Origin of the sequence: Maricaulis maris (assembly GCF_049116555.1) — a bacterium.
Lineage (GTDB): Bacteria > Pseudomonadota > Alphaproteobacteria > Caulobacterales > Maricaulaceae > Maricaulis > Maricaulis maris_C.
In genome coordinates, this window is the sequence record NZ_JAGDYT010000008.1 from 49,542 (window position 1) to 67,824 (window position 18,283).

An 18,283-nucleotide genomic window follows, 5' to 3' on the forward strand; every position below is an offset into this window, starting at 1 on the left:
GTCCGGTCATGGATGACCTTTCCGCCCCGCCTTCCACTGACAGAACTGACGCGAACCGACCGGATCAAATCTCGCCGCTCGCACAAGCCCGTGCCCTTGATCCCGCTCGATATGTCGGGTCCTCGGCGCTGCGTTTCGACCAAGATGAGGTCCTCTCCCGTGGCTGGCAGGTCGTGGCGCCAGTCTCGTCACTGGCAGCGCCTGGCGATCATGTCGTGCGCGAGATTGGCGGCGTGCCGATCCTTCTGGTTCGCAATGGCGAGGGCGCGCTCAACGGGTTCTTGAATATCTGTCGCCACCGCGCTGGCCCGCTCGCCCTGTGCGATGGCAGGGGCGCCAAGCGACTACGCTGCGCGTATCACGGTTGGGCCTATGACCTGGACGGGCAATTGCGCGCGGCGCCGGAGATGCAGGCTGCGGAGGACTTTGATGTCTCGGGCATTGCGCTGGATCGGATCGAGGTCGAGATCTGGGGCGGGATGGTTTTTGCGCGCATCCGGTCCGGACCATCTTTCGTTGATGTGATGGCCGGCCTGGATGGCATTGTCGGGCCGGACCGCCTGGCGGGTCTGCAGCATCATCACAGTCGTCTTTATGATGTGGCCTGCAACTGGAAGGTCTATGTCGATAATTATCTGGAGGGCTATCACCTGCCCTTCGTCCATCCGGACCTGACCCAAATCGTTTCCTATCCGGACTACAAGACCGAGCTGGCGCGCTACTGGTCGCTGCAACGCTCTCCGATTGACGCCGAAACCGACGCCTATGCGGCCGGTGAGGCGCTCTATTTCTTTATCTATCCCAACACCATGCTGAATATCCTGCCTGGCCGCATGCAGACCAATCGGGTTGTCCCCGACGGGCCGGACCGCTGTCATGTCGAGTTCGATTTCTACTACGCGCCCGGTCAAGGCGGCCGCGCGGAAGCCGATGACGCCTTTTCCGACCGCGTCCAGGAGGAGGACAGGCTGATCTGCGAGCATGTCCAGAAAGGCCTCGCCTCCGGCGCTTACGACCCGGGTCGGCTCTCGCCGTCCCAGGAATCCGGTGTCTGGCACTGGCAGAATCTTTTGCGCGATGCCTATGCCAATTCCGGCTGATGGACGGCGCGTCCGGGGGGACAGATGAACACCAAGGAAACCGACCAGCCGACGCTGGAAAAACCTACCCACAAGGCGATTGGCTTCTGGGGCTGCTGGTCACTCGTTGTGGGCATCATGATCGGATCCGGCATTTTCATGCTTCCGGTGGTCCTGGCGCCCTATGGCATGCTCGGCTTTACCGGCTGGATCGTGACCGCGGGCGGGTCCATCCTTCTCGCGCTTGTGCTGGGGCGCCTCGCACATCGAACGACCCGGTCGGGCGGGCCAATCGCCTACGCCCATGATGCCTTCGGTGATCTGGTCGGCTATCTGGTGGCCTGGGGTTACTGGGCGTCCTACTGGATCGGCATGCCCGTCATCGCGATCGCCTTCGTTGGCTATCTCACGGTTTTTGTCCCGGCTCTGGATAACGCCCCGATCGCTCAGGCCGGGTGTGCTCTTGCATTGATCTGGGGACTGGGCTTGATCTCCCTTCATGGCATACGGGATGCCAGCATCGTGCAATTGTTGATGACCGTGCTCAAGCTTATCCCGATCTTCCTGATCATCGGGGTTGGGCTGTTCACCGGTGATGTTGCCAACCTGCCCGAGGCAAACCCGTCCGGTGGCAGTTTCTTCCCGGTGCTGGCGGCAACGGCACTCTTGACCATGTGGGCCTTTGCCGGACTGGAGTCTGCCACAGTGCCCGCCGGCGATGTGCGCGATGCGGCGAATACCGTCCCCAAGGCTACCGTGATTGGCACGATTACCGTGGCCCTCATCTATATTGCGGCAACGGCGTCGGTGATGTTGGTCGTGCCAGCTGCCGAGCTCGTGGACTCGACCTCGCCTTTCGCCGACGCGGCAAGGGCGCTGGGGAGTTGGGGGCCCGGTCTGATCGCTGCAGGCGCCATGATTTCAACCGCCGGCGCGCTGAACGGCGTGATCCTGCTGTCTGGCCAACTTCCGATGGCGGTCGCGCTCGACCGGCTTGCCCCAGCCATATTGGGTCACCGCAACAAGGGCGGGGCGCCGCAAGTCTCCCTGCTAATCTCCCTGACGCTCGGCTCCATCCTGCTGGTGGCGAACTATTCGCGCGGTCTGGTCGAGGCGTTCACCTTCCTGTTGATGATGAGCACGGTCTGCCTGCTCCTGCCGCTGTTGGTCAGTGCCCTGGCCGAGCTCCGCCATTCCTGGCGGTCGGCTCGCAGCTGGGCCATCATCGCCCTTGCAGCGGGTGCCTATTCTGCTTTCGCGGTGCTGGGATCGGGACTGGAAGTGCTGGCCTGGGGCGGCGTCCTCATCCTGGCCGGTCTGCCTGCCTATTGGCTCGGCAAGCCAAGACAGGTGGTCGAGGCTTAGGGCAAACGGTTTCCGCCGACCTGTTTTCGCGCCGTTCCGGGCGGTGGCCCGGCTGTCATCTCTGCTCGAACCGTTTCGGTCAAACAGCCTATCCCGCTTGGCCAAACCGCTTGGCGATGCTACCTGCCCGCTCCATGACCATAGATCCGTCCCTCATCCGCAATTTCTCCATCGTGGCCCATATCGACCACGGCAAATCCACGCTGGCCGATCGCCTGATCCAGGTGACAGGCGGGCTGACCAAGCGCGAGATGAAGGAGCAGGTACTCGACAATATGGAGCTCGAGCGCGAGCGGGGCATTACGATCAAGGCTCAGACTGTGCGTCTGGACTATTTGGCGAAGGACGGGAAGACCTATGTCCTCAACCTGATCGACACCCCCGGTCACGTCGACTTCGCCTATGAGGTCAACCGGTCGTTGGCCGCCTGCGAAGGTTCGCTCCTCGTCGTCGATGCCTCCCAGGGCGTGGAAGCCCAGACACTGGCCAATGTTTATCAGGCCATCGAGGTTGATCACGAGATCGTCCCCGTCCTCAACAAGATCGACCTGCCCGCCGCCGAGCCGGACCGCGTCAAGGAGCAGATCGAGGATGTGATCGGCCTCGACGCGTCCGACGCTGTCGAGATTTCCGCCAAGACGGGACTCGGCATCGAGGATGTGCTGGAAGCCGTCGTGACACGCTTGCCGCCGCCCGATGCCGGTGATCTGGCCGCGCCGCTCAAGGCGATGCTGGTCGATAGTTGGTATGATCCCTATCTCGGCGTCATCTGTCTGGTCCGGGTGATCGACGGCACGCTCAAGAAGGGCATGAAAGTGCGCCTCATGGGTACGGGTGCGGCCTATCCTGTCGACGGGGTCGGTGTCTTCCGTCCCAAGAAGGAATCCATCGACAGTCTTGGTCCGGGCGAAATCGGTTATCTCAATGCCTCGATCAAACAGGTCCGGGATGCGCGGGTGGGTGACACGGTCACCGATGATCGCCGTCCGGCCGACAAGGCACTGACCGGCTACAAGCCGGCCCAGCCCGTGGTCTTTTGTGGCCTCTTTCCGGTCGACAGTGCCGAGTTCGAGGATTTGCGCGAAGCGATCGAGAAATTGGCCCTCAATGACGCGTCCTTCTCCTACGAGATGGAAACGTCCGCGGCACTCGGCTTTGGTTTCCGCTGTGGCTTTCTGGGCCTGTTGCACCTCGAAGTGATCCGCGAACGTCTCGAACGCGAGTATGATATCGAGCTGATCACGACCGCGCCGTCCGTGGTCTATCGCATCATCATGAATGACGGATCCGAGATCGATCTGCACAACCCGGCTGACATGCCGGATCCGGTCAAGATCGACACCATTGCCGAGCCCTGGATCAAGGCGACGATCCTGGTTCCGGACGAGTATCTGGGTGGCGTTCTCAAACTCTGTCAGGATCGCCGCGGCAATCAGGTTGAGCTGACCTATGCCGGCAATCGTGCGCTGGTGGTTTATGAGTTGCCACTCAATGAGGTCGTCTTCGATTTCTATGACCGCCTGAAATCGGTCACCAAGGGTTATGCATCCTTCGACTATCAATGGATCGAGGATCGCGTTGGCGATTTGGTGAAGATGTCGATCCTGGTCAATGACGAGCCGGTCGACGCGCTTTCCATGGTGGTTCACAAGGCCCGCGCCGATATGCGCGGCCGGTCCATGTGCGAAAAGCTCAAGGACCTGATCCCGCGGCACATGTTCAAGATCCCGATCCAGGCCGCCCTTGGTGGCCGGATCATTGCCCGCGAAACGCTGTCGGCCCTGCGCAAGGATGTCACGGCCAAGTGCTATGGCGGCGACGCGTCGCGCAAACGCAAGCTTCTGGACAAGCAGAAGGCGGGCAAGAAGAAGATGCGTCAGTTCGGCAAGGTCGAAATCCCGCAGGAGGCGTTTATCGCCGCCCTGAAGATGGATGATGATTGACCGGGGCTTGCCTTCGGCGGCCGATGCGCCATGTTCTGAGCCAACTCTTCGCATCCCTCAGGGAGAATGATGATGCGCCGCCATTTTGCTGCCAGCCTTGCTGCTCTTGCCCTCACCGCGGCTCCGGCCCTTGCCGAGCTTGACGCCGGCGATGCCGCCGCGGACTTCACGGTTTCCGGCTTCCAGGCCGGTGAGCCGGTCTCCTTCCATCTCGCCGAGGCGCTGGAGGAGGGACCTGTTGTGCTCTTCTTCTTCCCGGCGGCCTTTACCTCGGGCTGTGAAGCCCAGGCCGCTGCCTTCGCTGAGGCGATCGACCAGTTCACCGCTGAAGGCGCTCGCGTCATTGGCGTGACCGGGGGCAATACGGACCGCTTGGCCGAGTTCTCGACCCAGCACTGCGCCTCGGCCTTTCCGGTCTTCGCCGCGGAAGACGGCATGGCCCGCGCCTATGATGCCCGCATGATGATGCGTCCGGGCTGGACCAATCGCACCTCTTACGTGATCGATCAAAATTCGACGATTGCCTTTTCCTGGTCCGATATGAGCCCCTATGAGCATGTCGATCAGACACTTGCCGCTGTGCGCGCGCTCAACGTGGAATAATCTTGCGCGTCCCCCGGTGCCAATCGGGTCGCGGTAGCGATATCATGCAGTAGACAAGGGCGCGGACATCGTGTTGCGGTGCATTGTGAGACGTGGCGATTCTGGCCGTCTCAATGCCCTTGGGAAGCTGCGTGATGTCCGACCCCGTCGTCCTGTTTGAGAATGTCCACCCTGTCGCCGATCTCGCCTTCAAGGCGGACGGCTATGCCATTGAACGCCATGCGGCGGCTCTGGATATCGACGCGCTGCATGCAGCCCTCGGTCCGGCCGTGCTGGCGGGGATCCGTTCGCGCACCAAGATGAACCGGGCGGCCTTCGATGCGGCGCCCAATCTGCGTGCGCTGGGCTGCTTCTGCATTGGCACCAACCAGGTCGATCTCGGCGTCGCAGCGGATCGCGGCATTCCCGTTTTCAACGGTCCCTTCGGCAATACCCGATCCGTGGCCGAGCTGACCCTCGCCTCGGTGATCATGCTGATGCGCGGTATCCCGATGCGCTCCGGCGCAGCCATGCGCGGTGAGTGGCAGAAATCGGCGACCAATTCGCATGAGGTTCGCGCCAAGAAGCTGGGCATTGTCGGCTATGGCAATATCGGCTCGCAATTGTCCGTTCTCGCCAGTGCCCTGGGCATGCATGTCTATTTCTATGACACCGAACCCAAGCTGGCGCACGGCAATGCGCGGTCCTGCTCGAGCCTGGACGAATTGCTGGCGATCTCCGATGTGGTGACGCTGCATGTCCCCTCGACCGACCAGACCCGCAATATCATGAGCCGCGACTCCATCGCCAAAATGAAGCCGGGCTCGATTCTGATCAATCAGGCGCGGGGCGACCTGGTCGATATTGACGCATTGGCCGAGGCCCTCGAAAGCGGTCACCTGATCGGCGCCGCTGTCGATGTCTTCCCGAAAGAACCGGCGTCCAAGGATGAGGCTTTCGTCTCACCCCTGCAGGCCTTCAAGAACATCATCCTGACCCCGCATATCGGCGGCTCGACACTGGAGGCCCAGCAAGCCATTGGCGAAGACGTGTCGGGCAAGCTGGCCCGCTTTGTCTCACTGGGCGCAACCAAGGGCGCGGTCAATGTGCCGGAGATCGAACCCGGCCGGATCAAGCCGGGACGAACCCGCCTCCTGAGCTTCCATTCGAACGCACCGGGCTTCCTGTCTCGCCTCAATGACGCGGTCAGCGCCTCGGGGGCCAATATCGCCGCGCAGCAACTCGAGACGCGCGGCCAGCTCGGTTATGTGGCCGCCGATCTTGAGGGTGACCTCCCGCCCGGATTCGTTGATCATATCAGCGCGCTTGACGGGTCGATCAGCGCGCGTCTGGTCCGCTAGTTAGCTGGCTCGTATCGGTCCGTCCAACGACGGCGGCTGAGGCCGGCGATCAGCAACCATCCGGCAAACACGAATTCGGGCAGGGCGGCCGGCAGAAGCAGAAGGCCGCCGAGACCGGACAGTGCGGGGAATCCGAAATGGACAATGCCAAGGGCCAGATAGCTCAGGCCTGACAGTCCCATGAGGGCGCCGAGAAAACGCGGAAAATAGCCGGATCGGACAAGCAGGATGCCAAGCGAGCAACCGTGCAGACCGAACAGCATCAGGCCGAGAATATAGCCTTCATTGTGCAGGCCAAGAAAGGTCAGGGCGAGTGTGTTGGCGGCGGCCGGCTCGAACTGTCCGGCGATGGCAGTATCGCCCAACAAGAGCAGTGGGGCTGTCTGAGCCAGCAGGGCGGTCACCATCACGCCGCTCATCACCAGCCGAACGGACAGCGCAAACAGTGCGATGCCGCGGTCTACCGGGGCCAGCAAGCGGTAGAAGGTTACGGCCAGCACAATATCAAGCGCGAAGACCAGAAAGTCGGCGAGCAGGCCGAGGCGGAACAATCCGTTGCGATCCTGGATGAGCTCGGCGGTGGTGTCGGCACTCTGCCAGTCAATGAGGCTGCCGCGAACGGCCATCTGGGCGAAAATTCCGCAAAGAATTATCACGACATAGGCAAGCCCTGAGAGGCGGGCGAGTGTGACAGGGTGGCGGGTCAGTGTGGCTGTATTGGGCATGCGGGCTCCGATCCGGGCGTGTTCATGGCGCCCATTCTCGCGCCGGGTCCGACGCCGGTCTCGCCGATTTGCAAATCGGCGCATCCTGCATTGAAGGCATGCCCACGCCTGCGACCTAGACGCCCAACGCCTTGGCCAGTCCGTCAACCGTGCGCACATAGCTGGCTCCGGACCATTCGCAGGCGGCAATGACGACATCGCGCTTGGCGACCAGGCCAAACCCGATGAAACGGTCGGCGGCGCCCGCCTCATAGGCTTCAAAATCCGTCATGCCATCACCGATCATGATGGTCTCGCCAGCCTGTTTGGAAATCGAGTTCAGAACCTCTGCCTTGCCGCCATTGCGCGAGAGTGGATAGTCGGTGTCCAGACCGGCGACCCGATCGTCCTCCCAGACAAAGCGGTTGGCGTGGATGTCGCCCTGGCGGAATCCGAGATCGCCCAGAACCGGTTCGAGCAGATCAGCAAACCCGCCGGAAATCGCATGCAGCGTATCGCCCTGAGACCGTAATCGGCTGAGCAGCGGCGCCACGCCCGGGGTCAGTCGCTGTCGCAAGTGCTCGGCGATGGCGGCCACGCCTTCACGGTCGAGCGCAGCGAGCTGAAGGCGTGCCTCCAGACTGTCACGCAAGGCCATGCTGCCTGACATGCCAGCCTGGGTGATCTCGTGCAGGCGGGTCTTCGCCGCGACCCTGTCCTCGCGCTCGGCGAGGGCTGCCTCCAGAGCCGTATCCAGCGACTCCACGCGCAGGAGTGTGGAATCAACGTCGAAGGCAATCAGTCGTGTCACGGCAGAATCCTGAGCTCACTAGGGGCGAGTCTAGACGCCGGATGCAAGCCTGTCAGCGCCCCGGTCGTGGCTGGTGTCACGTGCCGATCGGGCAGACGACGCCGGTGCCGCCAATTCCGCAATAGCCGGACGGGTTTCTGGCCAGATATTGCTGGTGGTAATCCTCGGCATAATAGAAGGGCCCGGCCGGCGCGATCTCGGTCGTGATCCGCCCCAGGCCAGCTTTCGCCAATTCCTGCTGATAGGCGGTTGCGGACTCGCGCGCCGCCTCAAGCTGATCCGTCCCGGTAGTAAAGATTGCCGAGCGATACTGGGTGCCGCGATCATTGCCCTGGCGCATGCCCTGCGTCGGGTCATGCGCCTCCCAGAAGCGTTTCAGCACGCCATCCAGCGTGATGAGGGCCGGATCGAATATCACCCGCACAAGCTCGGTATGTCCGGTCGCGCCGGAGCAGGTTTCTTCATAGGTGGGGTTGGGCGTCGAGCCGCCGCCATAACCGACTGCTGTATGCCACACGCCCGGCGTCTCCCAAAAAATACGCTCGGCTCCCCAGAAACAACCCAGGCCGAGATGCAGCTCGGCCATGCCCTCAGGGCATGGCATCCGGATGTCGCGTCCGGTGATGACATGCGCCGGCGCGGTGGCAATCGGACTGGCGCGACCGGGCAGGGCCTGGTCGGCGGGAATGATTTCGGATTTCCAGACAGGGTCTGACATGCAGGGGCTCCAGCGCCACGGGATCGACCCTCAAAATAGGGGGCCCGCAGACAAAAACCAGAGCCCGCACCTGCTCAAACTGCGTCAGCGGCCAAGCCGTGTTCGCTCGATGCGCTGGAAGGGCCGCCAGCTCTCTCCGGCATCATTGCTGGCGTCGATCCGCATGCTGTGATGGTCGACGTCGGCGATCGCGATGGTGAGGCGGAAATGCGTGCGCGAACCGTCCGCATTCACGAAAGGCGTATCCGCGCGCAGATTGTCCACCACGAGGCGACCATCCGGCCCCATGACGCCCTCGAATACATCGAGATTGCCCCAGGTATCGTCGAGCGCAACCAGTCGGAAAACATCACGGTTCTGGTCGTACTGGATGGAGGTTTCGAGTCGCCAGGGTTTGATCGGGCGCTCGGGCACATCCTCGCGCAGGGCCATATTGTCGAGCAGATAGCGGATCGTCACCGTGTAGGCCGTTTCCCCTCCGGTCCAGCCGCCCGCGCGGTCGCTGTCGAACTCGCGGACCGACCAGGCGCCGGCCATTGGCGCCAGCCGCTCCATCTCCGTCCGGGCTTCTTCACCCCAGCTGCGGCGCACGGCCTCATCCTGGGCGAGTACGGTGGGCGCGCTCCCGGCGAGCACGCCGAAGACCAGGCCGGAAGCGGCCCAATGTCTGATTGTCATGATTTTCCCCTGTGACCAGACGTGATGGACGAACGGCCCCCTTTTCGCCTGTCAGATTGTCGTCCGGATGCGCGACTGACAAATCACGTCTTCGCAAGGTGCGAAAGCTGAGCGAGACGCCTTGCAGGATGCGCCGCGATGGGTATAGTCCGCGCCTTCGCGGTGAGGTGGCCGAGTGGTCGAAGGCGCACGCCTGGAACGCGTGTAGGCGGGTAACCGTCTCGTGGGTTCGAATCCCACCCTCACCGCCACTATTCCCGTCTCATCAGCAGAGATTTCCCCTAATCCGAAATACCCGCGAAGTTCCGCGGGTAAACGCCGTGCTATGATCCAAATATTCGAAGCGCGGTGGTGAAGTGCATCTGAACCCGACGAGAGTTTCAAAGTAGTGCAGCTGGCGCTTCGGATGCTCAAATTCTCTGCTGTTCCAACTGAACAGAAATTAACTGGGGCTCCACGCCCCGACCATCTCGTGTGTCTATTTTCGCACCCTTCTAACCGAAGGGAACGGCATGTTTAGGCGGACCATTGTGATATTGTCAGCGTTGGCGGCCAGCGTAACAAACGCTTTGGCAAATGACCTGACGCAAGAGCAGGCCAGACAAGAGCTGGAACAGGTTCAGGAATTCGTTCTCGGCCGCCACCCGGACCCGTTCTGGTTCAATGATGAGTCCGTGTGGCAGGAGCGCCTCGGAGCGTTGCGCGCGCGAACAGGTGATGTTTCCCATGTCGAGCAGTATTTCGATTTGGCCTCGCTATTGTCGCTGGCCATGGACACTCATGTGCAAATCTATCCGGTAAATGACACGCCAGGATTTGAACGGTCCTATCCTTTGAGATTTCGGCTTTACGAGGAAGGTGTTTTCATCACTGCAGCTGACAACCCGTACCGTGACTGGGTTGGCGCGCGGGTCATAGCCATAAATGGCATTTCGGCGTCCACGATCGTTGATGAAATGCAAGGATATGCCTTTTCCGATCACCCCGAGCGTCAGCGGAGCTGGGCAGTAGAACATTATCTAATTCACCCAGCGACATACTCCTATTTTGGTTGGATGAACGACGAAGGCGGCGTGGAACTATCGCTAGAAATGTTCGATGGGGGAAATCGCCAAGTTGTTTTGGACCAAACTCTTGATGAGAGCATGGATGCCGTACTGCGCAGCGGTCGCAGCGAAGGGTATTACTGGCCGGACGGCTGGCGAACGCTAGACGATTTGACGGCCTCGCCCACGCCTTTATCGCGCCAACGTTTGGACGAAAGTTTCTGGTATTCAGACTTGAACGGTGGCGAGGTCGTCTATCTTCAGTTCAACTCCTCGTCTCACGCCGAAGGCGAACAAAGCTTTCTTGAGTTCACCATCGACGTCTTCGAAGACATAGCCGCTCGAGAGACTCCACCTTCGCGCATAATCCTGGATATCCGCGCAAACCTTGGCGGCTGGATTGGTCGATCGCTTCCACTTCCTTACCTTGTTCAGGTGTCGGGTATTTGCTGTGAGCGTGGAAGCGTCGTGCTTCTAACCGGGCGTGAAACAATATCTGCCGGAAGCGTCTTTGCAGGCGTAACGGAAATTGCAACGCGCGCTGTAACTATTGGCGAACCCACTGGCGGCCGGCCAAACATATTTTTGGGGCATAGCGGGATTACGCTTCCGCATTCCGGACTAGAGCCTGAAGCTTCCAGCGAGGTCTATTATAGCACGGACACCAGCGACGACCGCATGGCCGTTTTCCCCGATGTGGTAGTCAGGGAACGATTTTCCGACGCTGCAGCGGGTCGAGACGCAGCGCTGGAAGCCGCTTTGGCGTTATCAGCTGAAACAGCGACAGGCTTTTATCCCGGCGATACGCCTGCGCGGCCATGGGCTAGGCCTTCGCAGCAAAGTTCCAACTGGGCGAGGTGAAGGAGTCGACTTTGCTGCGGCTGGCGGTTGGAACGTTGGGTTCCAACCGCTCAGAGACCCGTTCGCTTTTGTCTGACGCCACCGCTCCGATAGTCTCGACCCTCATAGTTCGGTGGTCCGAGTCCGCGAGGTGTTCATGCCATTATGCTTGGGATCGTGTGAGATATTGTTGCCAACCCGCTTCGGCGATGTCGAGGACAATCCGCGACAATTGTGCCGCCGCAGGTGAGAGCGGGCGATCCTCCCGAGTGGCGACAACGCCTGAAATCCGCAGAGCAGGCAGGTCTTGCAGCCCTGGCAGCAGGCAGACACGACCGGTTTCAAGCTCGGTCTGAACGACCGGCTGGGGCAGTAACGCAATCATGTCGGTGGATTTCAACAAGTGCCGGGTGAGGCCAAGGTCTGACGTTGTGAGAAAGATTTCGCGCAGGCTCTGCAATGATTTCAGCTGGCTGGGGAAGGCGGTGATGAACTGCATCAAAAGCCAGTCTGGCACGTCGCCGCCGCCGAACGGAAAGTGAACAAGATCGTCCAGAGTGAGGGCGTGTTTTCCAAGGATGGGATGCTTTGCCCGGCAGGCAAAAACAGGCGGCGCCAGGTTGAACGAACGGTATTCCAGGGCGCTGGATTCAGTGTCGGGTGCGAGACCGATAAACAGATCGATCCGGTCATTTGCCAGCGCGTTCTCCTTGGTCCGCCAGTTCATGCTGGCCGTCGTGAAGCGCAGGCTGGGTTTCTGTGTCAAAAGCATCGCCAGGGCCGGCGCGAGCAAGCCTTCTGACAGGACCGGATCAATGCCGACATTGAGTTGGCCGCTCTCCAGATTGCGCATCAAGGAGATTTCCCGATTGGCATCTTCTACCAGCGCGACGGCCTCGCGCGCCGCATTGAGCAGGGTTTCGCCATAGGCCGTCGGTACCGTGGCGCGTTTCCGGCGCTCGAACAGGGGGGCTCTGGCATCCCGTTCCATCTTGGCGATCATCTGGCTCAGAGCGCTGTGTGTGATGCCAAGCTTGTCTGCGGCTCGCCGGTAGTTTCCGGTTTCTGCCAAGGCGATCAGATACTGAAAGCGGGTGAGTTCAATCATGACAATCTAGGTAAGCAAAACTGACCTTATTGACCATTTTGGTTAGCGTGGCAATCGTTTCACCTCAATTATATCCGGGCGGCGGGGAGGCCGGCCTCAGAGCGGGGAGAAACCGATGAAAAAGCAAGTTCTACTGTCTGGCATTGCATCTGCAGCGCTGCTCACGATCAGCAGTGCTCACGCCCAGGACGCGACCGAGGAGGCAGTCAGCGTGGTGGGCGAGGTAATTACTGTAACCTCGGAGAGACGAGAGGCCGACTTGCAGGACGTGGCTGTTGCCGTGTCGGCATACACGTCTGAGCGACGAGAAACCCTCGGTATCCTGACGACCCAGGACATCGCGCGGCTGACGCCCGGCATGAGCTATTCGGAATTCCCAAATCGCGTGTTTCTGCGCGGCGTGGGACGTTTCCTGAACACACCTGGCAGTGATCCGGGTGTGGCGACCTATGCGGATGGTGTCTACACGTCGGAAGCGTCGGTCATCGGTCTTTCCTCCTTGTTCGTTGAACGCGTAGAGGTTTTGCGCGGACCGCAGGGCACGCTGTATGGCCGCAACTCGATTGGTGGTGCGGTGAATGTGGTGAGCCGACGGCCGAGTGACGAGCAAGAGTTCGAGTTCCGACAGACCCTCGGAAACTATGGCACAAGCATTACCGAGGCTGCTCTGTCCGTGCCCCTGTCGGATGCTGCAAGGATGCGTGTTGCAGGGTCGTCGAATCGCCATGACGGCTATATCCGCAATGACGCGGGAGCCGACCAGGCGCAAGCTGATGTACGCTTCTATGAAGTCCAACTGGAGGCGGATCTCTCGGACGATCTTGATGTCTGGGTTCGCTACTATGGCTCTGTAGCGGACTCGACACCGACCACCGGTATCCAGATTGATCCGTACGAAACCGCGACCTATTTCGGATCGAGCAGTCTGTTGCCATCCCCTACCTTCGGCTATGCGAACGCCAATCCGGCCGCGACAGATGCGTTCACGGTCAGTCATGATTATGACGGGCAATACCGGCTGGATGACCAGCATGCCGTGACAGCCGCGGTGACCTATGAATTCGACGGCATCCGCATGCGATATACGGGAGGGTGGCAGACCTATGATTTCTTCCAGGACAGCGACTTTGACCGTTCCTCGCGAGTCTCCTATCCGGCATTCGGCATTGGCCCCGTCGTCGAGGCCGGTCGAATCGAGACCATCACCGAAGACAAGGAATTCTCCAGTCACGAGCTGAATCTGAGCTCGACCGGTGACGGCCCGATGCAGTGGATTACCGGGCTCTACTATTATGAGGAAAATACCGAGCAGTCCTACGATATTGCCAGTCCCAACCAGGCCCAGCTCGGGACGCTGCTCAACAGCTTCACCCTTGCGCCGACCGGTGTGCCCAATCCGGCCCTCAACTATGTTGATCTTGGCGCGGAGCTTGAATCCACATCCTGGGCTGCCTTTGGTCAGATCGACTATGATCTGACACCGCAATGGCGACTTACGGCAGGGCTTCGATATACCTCGGATGAGAAGCATGGCCGCGAGACGCTGCAATACATGCTGTGGGCGCCCTTTGTGGCGGGATCGCTGGGATACGGACCATTCGCACCGGCAGTCGAGGGCGCATTTGCATCCTGCTGCGCCCTGGATGCGACACCCTCACTGATCGGGCAAGGGCCGAATGTTCGTGATGTTTCAGGTGAATGGGACGGGTTTACTGGCCGGATCGGACTGCAATGGCGTCCGGATGATGACACGCTTGTCTATGGCGGAGTGAGCCAAGGCTACAAGTCCGGTGGGTTCAATCTCTATGCCTTCACACCCGCTGTGGCGGAAGAGCAGCTGATTGCCTGGGAAGTTGGCCTGAAGCAGACGATCGGAGATACGCTCCAGGTCAATGCTTCGGCGTTTCTGTACGACTATCAGGACCTGCAAATCCCCGTTCAGGTGCTTTCCGGACCCGTCGTGAGGGACAACTTCATCAACGCGGATGAAGCACGTTCCGCCGGCCTCGAGCTGGAAGTCATCTGGGCCCCGAGCCCGAACCTCGAATTCTACGGGACCTACTCCTATCTCAATTCGGAGTTTACGGACTTCTGCTGCACGGTCGACCTCGCCAATGCCGCTGCCGGTGCACAGGATCTTGATGGCGCGACCATGCCCCAGTCGCCTGAGCACAAGTTCAACCTGACGGCCTTGTATCGGTTCGGTTTCGACGCCGGCGACCTGAATATTGTCGGGTCATACAGTTATGTGGGTGACCAGTATTTTTCTCCCTTCAACACGGAGCGCTACCTTTCCCCTGGGTCTGGACAGGTTGACTGGCGCGCCGTCTGGGAGAGCGCTTCAGGCCGTTATGACCTTGTCGGCTATATCCGAAATGCAACGGATGAGGTGGCCTATAACGGTCTTGAAATTGGTTCCGCCGACTCGGGCTTCGCGCGTCGCGTGACGCTCAATCCGCCGCGCACCTATGGCATCGAACTCCGCGTTCGCTACTAGGCCGGGCAACTGGGTCAGGTGGATGGAGAAAACCAATGACGCCGAAGAAGCTGACACTCCCCTCGAAACTCGCCTACGGCTTTGGGGCCGTGGCCTATGGGGTGAAGAACAATGGTTTCGACTATTTTTTACTGATCTTCTATTCTCAGATACTTGGAGTGGAGGCCGGCCTGGTGGGGCTGGCCTTGCTCCTCGCGCTGCTGTGTGACGCGTTCACTGATCCGGTCGTGGGGTATCTGAGCGATAATACCGCGGGACGGTTCGGGCGACGACATCCCTGGATGTATGCTGCCGCAATCCCGGTGACGTGTTGCTATTATTTCCTCTGGGCGCCACCAGAGAGTCTGAGTCCTGACCACCTCTTTTTCTACCTGGTTGGGCTTTCCATTTTGGTCCGGGCTTTGGTGACCTTCTATGAGGTGCCGAGCTCCGCGCTCGCCGCCGAAATCAGCCGCGATTATGACGAGCGGACAACTTTGATGGCCTGGCGCAATTTTTTTGGGTGGGTAGCCGGCACATTGATGGCGGTATTCACTCTCATGGTCATCCTGGCTCCCTCGGAGACCAACCCGCAGGGTCTGTTCAATCGTGACGGTTTCGCCACTTATGGATTTCTGGCGTCCGCTCTGATTTTCATTTCCATCGTGATAGCAAGCCTTGGCACACAGCCCCTCGCCGTGCCGCTGGCGAAAACTGAAGGCCGGCAGAACGGTAATCTCGGCTCGGTATTTTCCGAGGTTATCGAGACGCTCAAGGTGCCTTCTTTCTTGGCGATCTTCCTCGCAACGGTGCTGGCGGCGGTCGCGACGGGTCTCACGATGAGCCTGAATCTCTATCTCAACACTTTCTTCTGGGGGCTCGCGCCCGATCAGATCAGCGTGCTGGTCCTCGCCGTGTTCGTTGCTTCGCTTTTGGCCCTGAACCTCGCACCCGCACTGTCTCGGACCTGGGGCAAAAAGAAGTCGGCCATCATTTGTGGTGTCGTGATTGTGTTCATGTCACCGACATTGATTGGCCTGCGTTTGCTGGGGCTTCTGCCAGAAAATGGTGATCCCAGCCTGTTTCCAATTCTGTTGATTGTGACGGTGCTGGAGATGACCCTCGCGATCACCATACAGACATTGATGATGTCGATGATTGCTGACCTGGTGGAGCAGAATGAGGTCCGTACCGGGCGGCGCTCGGAGGGCGTGTTTTTCGCCACCATCACCTTCACCCGGAAGGCAACGCAGGGGCTTGGAGTGTGGGCCGCGTCTCTCGTTCTGGTTTTCGCCAATTTCCCGGAAGGCGCATCTCCCGGCGAGGTCTCTGAAAGCAGCATTGCCGCCCTTGCGCAAATTTACCTGCCGGCCGTTGTCGTGCTGTGGCTGCTTAAGGTGGTCGCGACCAATCTCTACCGGATCAGTCGTGAGGAGCACGAGGACAACCTCGCCAAGCTCAAGGCGTCGGCCGAATAAGAGGGTTCAAAGCCATGTTCTCAATTGATGTCGGAAAGAGCTACATGATGCCCGCCCATTTCGGTCCGCGATATGTCGGACCGGGAACATCTGGCTGGTATCATGATGTCACGGCAATCACGCTTTCATTTGTAACGGACCCGGAGGCGCTGGCTGCGTATTTGCCGCCACGCTTCAGGGTTGCCGAGGAAGCTGTCGTGAGTGTCATTTATGCCTGCAACAAGCGTGTCGATTGGCTCGCTGGGCGGGGTTACAACATGCTGGGCGCGAATGCTGCGGTCGTCTATGACGGGCCGGAAGAGCAGCTGGAAGGCAGTTATAGTCTCGTGCTCTGGGAAAACCTGACGGACCCCATCCTGACCGGACGGGAGCTGCAGGGCATTCCCAAACTTTTCGCCGACATTCCGGAGCATACAGTCAATTCGGAAAGCTGGCGTGTCGGAGCCAGCCTGTACGGCAACAAGATCGTCGATCTCGAAGTATCGGGAGTGCGTGCGCCCTCGCTGGAAGAGGTTGCTGCGATCAATGCGGCGAGGTCTGGAAAGGACAACCCGATGGGATGGCGCCACATTCCGCCGACGGCTGGGGTTGGCGACGGTCTCGACAGCTATTTCACCTTCCCCAGTGAGAACCATATTCGCCAGTTGTTTATCGGCGAAGGAGAGCTGGTCTGGAATTCACTTCGTTGGGACGAAAACCCGACGCAATTCCATATTGTCAATGCGCTGTCGGAGTTGCCGGTGCTGGAGATGAGGCCGGCGCTCATTACGCGGGGCAGTACCAATCTCATCGTTCCTGACCGACCGACAAGGCCCCTGCGATGAGCCGGGCAGAGGTTGGAAGCATCTGCTTTGTCGGTGGTGGTGCGATGGGTTGCTACAACGCTATCCTTGCCGCATTGGCAGGGTATCCGTCGGTCATCCATGATGCGTCTGAAAGCGCCCGCGGGCTGATAGCTGCGCGCCTGCAGGAAACCGCCCGCCAGCTCGGCGCTGCCGGTTTGTGCGCGCCTGCCGCCGTGCAAAGCGCCCTCGGTCTCATTCGAGTAGAGCCGGACCTTGCCCGAGCCGTTCAGGGGGCATGGCTCGTCAGCGAGTCGGTGTTTGAAGACCTGGAGTTGAAACGCCGCGTTTTTGCTCAGCTGGAGGCGGAATGCGATGACACGGTCTTGCTGACGACGAACAGCTCGGCCTTGCTCGGCTCGGACATCGAGAGTGTGCTGAAAGTCGGGGAACGCTTTGCCGCGCTTCATTCTCACCTCGGGGCCAAATTGTTCGACATCGTCGGTGGGCCGAGAACCTCGTCGCAGACCATCGCTCGATTGCAGGCCTATGTGGCCGACATTGGCGGATTCCCGCTCGTCCAGAAACGCGAGAACAAGGGGTATGTGTTCAATGCGATGATCGGACCTGTGCTGGGCACGGCGCTCTATCTGGCCGCCACCGGCGCCGACAGCGTGCGCGATATAGACCGCTCTTGGATGCTGCGGACGGGATCCCCGATGGGACCGTTCGGCATGATGGATCTTTTTGGTCTCGGCTTGATCTACAGCGCATGGCGGAATCGTCCGGATGACCTGATCACCCGTTTCATGCGCGATGATATTCTGGCGTTTATGGCACCGGTTCTCGGGACCGGGCGCGAGGGTGTTCGGACCGGTGGTGGGTTCTACAATTATCCAGACCCGGCATACGCGCGCCAAAACTTCCTCGGGCAACTATCGCCCACCAGTGCTGCGGGTGACGCACTTGTGTCAGCCTGGACGCAAAATGCCGTTCTGCTTGTCTGTAACGATGTTGCGTCCCCAGAGAATGTCGACCGGGCCTGGATGGGGGCAACGGGGCAGTCGCGCGGTCCTTTTGGAGAGATCGACAGGATCGGATTGGACCGGGCGGCCCTTCTTTTCGCGGTGTCCGGGGCGATGGTTCCGGCCGCCGATCATCCGCGGCTGATTGAGTATCTTCGAAAACGAATAGCCACTCACGGCGCCGGCGAGAAGGCTGATACAGGTTTTTACACTTATCCAGCGCCGGCTTATGCCCAGGAGCAATTCCTGACGGCCTCTGCCTGGGCAAGCGCGGCCTGACGGGGAGG

15 protein-coding genes and 1 tRNA gene are annotated in these 18,283 nt (G+C 60.2%); 11 read left to right on the plus strand and 5 right to left on the minus strand.

The window, feature by feature from the left end; translation table 11 throughout:
* Nucleotides 1-8: 8 nt before the first annotated feature.
* The 5 genes from JXQ94_RS10870 to serA all read left to right on the plus strand — a co-directional run bounded on the left by JXQ94_RS10870 (nt 9) and on the right by serA (nt 6,330).
* Complete coding sequence (locus JXQ94_RS10870) at nt 9-1,100, plus strand: aromatic ring-hydroxylating oxygenase subunit alpha (RefSeq protein WP_421923808.1); 1,092 nt, start codon at nt 9-11, stop codon at nt 1,098-1,100.
* Between the two features lie 24 nt (nt 1,101-1,124).
* Nucleotides 1,125-2,444: an amino acid permease gene (locus JXQ94_RS10875; protein ID WP_421923809.1), complete on the plus strand. Its 1,320-nt coding sequence runs from the start codon at nt 1,125-1,127 to the stop codon at nt 2,442-2,444.
* Between the two features lie 134 nt (nt 2,445-2,578).
* Nucleotides 2,579-4,387: a translation elongation factor 4 gene (lepA, locus tag JXQ94_RS10880; protein WP_421923810.1), complete on the plus strand. Its 1,809-nt coding sequence runs from the start codon at nt 2,579-2,581 to the stop codon at nt 4,385-4,387.
* A gap of 72 nt (nt 4,388-4,459) precedes the next feature.
* Nucleotides 4,460-4,990, plus strand: coding sequence for a peroxiredoxin (locus JXQ94_RS10885; RefSeq protein WP_421923812.1), 531 nt, complete (start codon nt 4,460-4,462; stop codon nt 4,988-4,990).
* A 134-nt stretch (nt 4,991-5,124) separates the two neighbouring features.
* Entirely contained in the window at nt 5,125-6,330 is a 1,206-nt protein-coding gene (serA, locus tag JXQ94_RS10890) for a phosphoglycerate dehydrogenase (protein ID WP_421923813.1), read from the plus strand.
* On the opposite strand, the gene JXQ94_RS10895 is transcribed toward serA, so the two are convergent.
* From JXQ94_RS10895 to JXQ94_RS10910, 4 genes are all read right to left on the minus strand, one after another.
* Nucleotides 6,327-7,055, minus strand: coding sequence for a DUF4386 domain-containing protein (locus JXQ94_RS10895; protein ID WP_421923814.1), 729 nt, complete (start codon nt 7,053-7,055; stop codon nt 6,327-6,329). The two genes, serA and JXQ94_RS10895, sit on opposite strands and share 4 nt — an antisense overlap.
* A 115-nt stretch (nt 7,056-7,170) precedes the next feature.
* The gene (locus JXQ94_RS10900) at nt 7,171-7,845 is read right to left on the minus strand and encodes an HAD-IB family phosphatase (RefSeq protein WP_421923815.1); all 675 of its coding nucleotides are present in this window, start codon (nt 7,843-7,845) and stop codon (nt 7,171-7,173) included.
* A gap of 76 nt (nt 7,846-7,921) precedes the next feature.
* Nucleotides 7,922-8,563, minus strand: coding sequence for a peptide-methionine (S)-S-oxide reductase MsrA (msrA, locus tag JXQ94_RS10905; protein ID WP_421923816.1), 642 nt, complete (start codon nt 8,561-8,563; stop codon nt 7,922-7,924).
* A gap of 84 nt (nt 8,564-8,647) precedes the next feature.
* Entirely contained in the window at nt 8,648-9,241 is a 594-nt protein-coding gene (locus tag JXQ94_RS10910) for a DUF1579 family protein (protein ID WP_421923817.1), read from the minus strand.
* A 161-nt stretch (nt 9,242-9,402) separates the two neighbouring features.
* Here JXQ94_RS10910 and JXQ94_RS10915 point away from each other — a divergent pair.
* Both JXQ94_RS10915 and JXQ94_RS10920 read left to right on the plus strand, forming a co-directional pair.
* Nucleotides 9,403-9,492, plus strand: a tRNA-Ser gene (locus JXQ94_RS10915).
* Between the two features lie 261 nt (nt 9,493-9,753).
* Entirely contained in the window at nt 9,754-11,148 is a 1,395-nt protein-coding gene (locus tag JXQ94_RS10920) for a hypothetical protein (RefSeq protein WP_421923818.1), read from the plus strand.
* A gap of 142 nt (nt 11,149-11,290) precedes the next feature.
* Here the strand turns inward: JXQ94_RS10920 and JXQ94_RS10925 are convergent, their stop codons facing one another.
* Nucleotides 11,291-12,235, minus strand: a complete 945-nt coding sequence (locus JXQ94_RS10925) for a LysR family transcriptional regulator (protein ID WP_421923819.1) — start codon at nt 12,233-12,235, stop codon at nt 11,291-11,293.
* 115 nt (nt 12,236-12,350) lie between these two features.
* Here JXQ94_RS10925 and JXQ94_RS10930 point away from each other — a divergent pair, with 115 nt between their 5' ends.
* From JXQ94_RS10930 to JXQ94_RS10945, 4 genes are read left to right on the plus strand one after another with little or no spacing between them, the layout of a single operon-like run.
* A complete protein-coding gene (locus JXQ94_RS10930; RefSeq protein ID WP_421923820.1) occupies nt 12,351-14,732 on the plus strand; it encodes a TonB-dependent receptor in 2,382 nt (793 codons plus the stop codon).
* Between the two features lie 35 nt (nt 14,733-14,767).
* Nucleotides 14,768-16,189 carry an MFS transporter gene (locus tag JXQ94_RS10935; protein WP_421923821.1) on the plus strand — a complete coding sequence of 474 codons (1,422 nt, stop codon included), beginning with the start codon at nt 14,768-14,770 and terminating at the stop codon, nt 16,187-16,189.
* Between the two features lie 14 nt (nt 16,190-16,203).
* Nucleotides 16,204-17,013, plus strand: a complete 810-nt coding sequence (locus JXQ94_RS10940; protein WP_421923822.1) for an acetoacetate decarboxylase family protein — start codon at nt 16,204-16,206, stop codon at nt 17,011-17,013.
* Nucleotides 17,010-18,275 carry a 3-hydroxyacyl-CoA dehydrogenase NAD-binding domain-containing protein gene (locus JXQ94_RS10945; RefSeq protein WP_421923823.1) on the plus strand — a complete coding sequence of 422 codons (1,266 nt, stop codon included), beginning with the start codon at nt 17,010-17,012 and terminating at the stop codon, nt 18,273-18,275. Before JXQ94_RS10940 ends, JXQ94_RS10945 begins: the two co-directional genes overlap by 4 nt.
* The last annotated feature ends 8 nt before the right edge of the window (nt 18,276-18,283 follow it).

Bases quoted from the DNA above. Each gene is read 5' to 3' on its own strand.
- JXQ94_RS10870 (WP_421923808.1), top strand. From the start codon at position 9: ATGGATGACCTTTCCGCCCCGCCTTCCACTGACAGAACTGACGCGAAC.
- JXQ94_RS10875 (WP_421923809.1), top strand. From the start codon at position 1,125: ATGAACACCAAGGAAACCGACCAGCCGACGCTGGAAAAACCTACCCAC.
- lepA (WP_421923810.1), top strand. From the start codon at position 2,579: ATGACCATAGATCCGTCCCTCATCCGCAATTTCTCCATCGTGGCCCAT.
- JXQ94_RS10885 (WP_421923812.1), top strand. From the start codon at position 4,460: ATGCGCCGCCATTTTGCTGCCAGCCTTGCTGCTCTTGCCCTCACCGCG.
- serA (WP_421923813.1), top strand. From the start codon at position 5,125: ATGTCCGACCCCGTCGTCCTGTTTGAGAATGTCCACCCTGTCGCCGAT.
- JXQ94_RS10895 (WP_421923814.1), bottom strand. From the start codon at position 7,055: ATGCCCAATACAGCCACACTGACCCGCCACCCTGTCACACTCGCCCGC.
- msrA (WP_421923816.1), bottom strand. From the start codon at position 8,563: ATGTCAGACCCTGTCTGGAAATCCGAAATCATTCCCGCCGACCAGGCC.
- JXQ94_RS10910 (WP_421923817.1), bottom strand. From the start codon at position 9,241: ATGACAATCAGACATTGGGCCGCTTCCGGCCTGGTCTTCGGCGTGCTC.
- JXQ94_RS10920 (WP_421923818.1), top strand. From the start codon at position 9,754: ATGTTTAGGCGGACCATTGTGATATTGTCAGCGTTGGCGGCCAGCGTA.
- JXQ94_RS10925 (WP_421923819.1), bottom strand. From the start codon at position 12,235: ATGATTGAACTCACCCGCTTTCAGTATCTGATCGCCTTGGCAGAAACC.
- JXQ94_RS10930 (WP_421923820.1), top strand. From the start codon at position 12,351: ATGAAAAAGCAAGTTCTACTGTCTGGCATTGCATCTGCAGCGCTGCTC.
- JXQ94_RS10935 (WP_421923821.1), top strand. From the start codon at position 14,768: ATGACGCCGAAGAAGCTGACACTCCCCTCGAAACTCGCCTACGGCTTT.
- JXQ94_RS10940 (WP_421923822.1), top strand. From the start codon at position 16,204: ATGTTCTCAATTGATGTCGGAAAGAGCTACATGATGCCCGCCCATTTC.
- JXQ94_RS10945 (WP_421923823.1), top strand. From the start codon at position 17,010: ATGAGCCGGGCAGAGGTTGGAAGCATCTGCTTTGTCGGTGGTGGTGCG.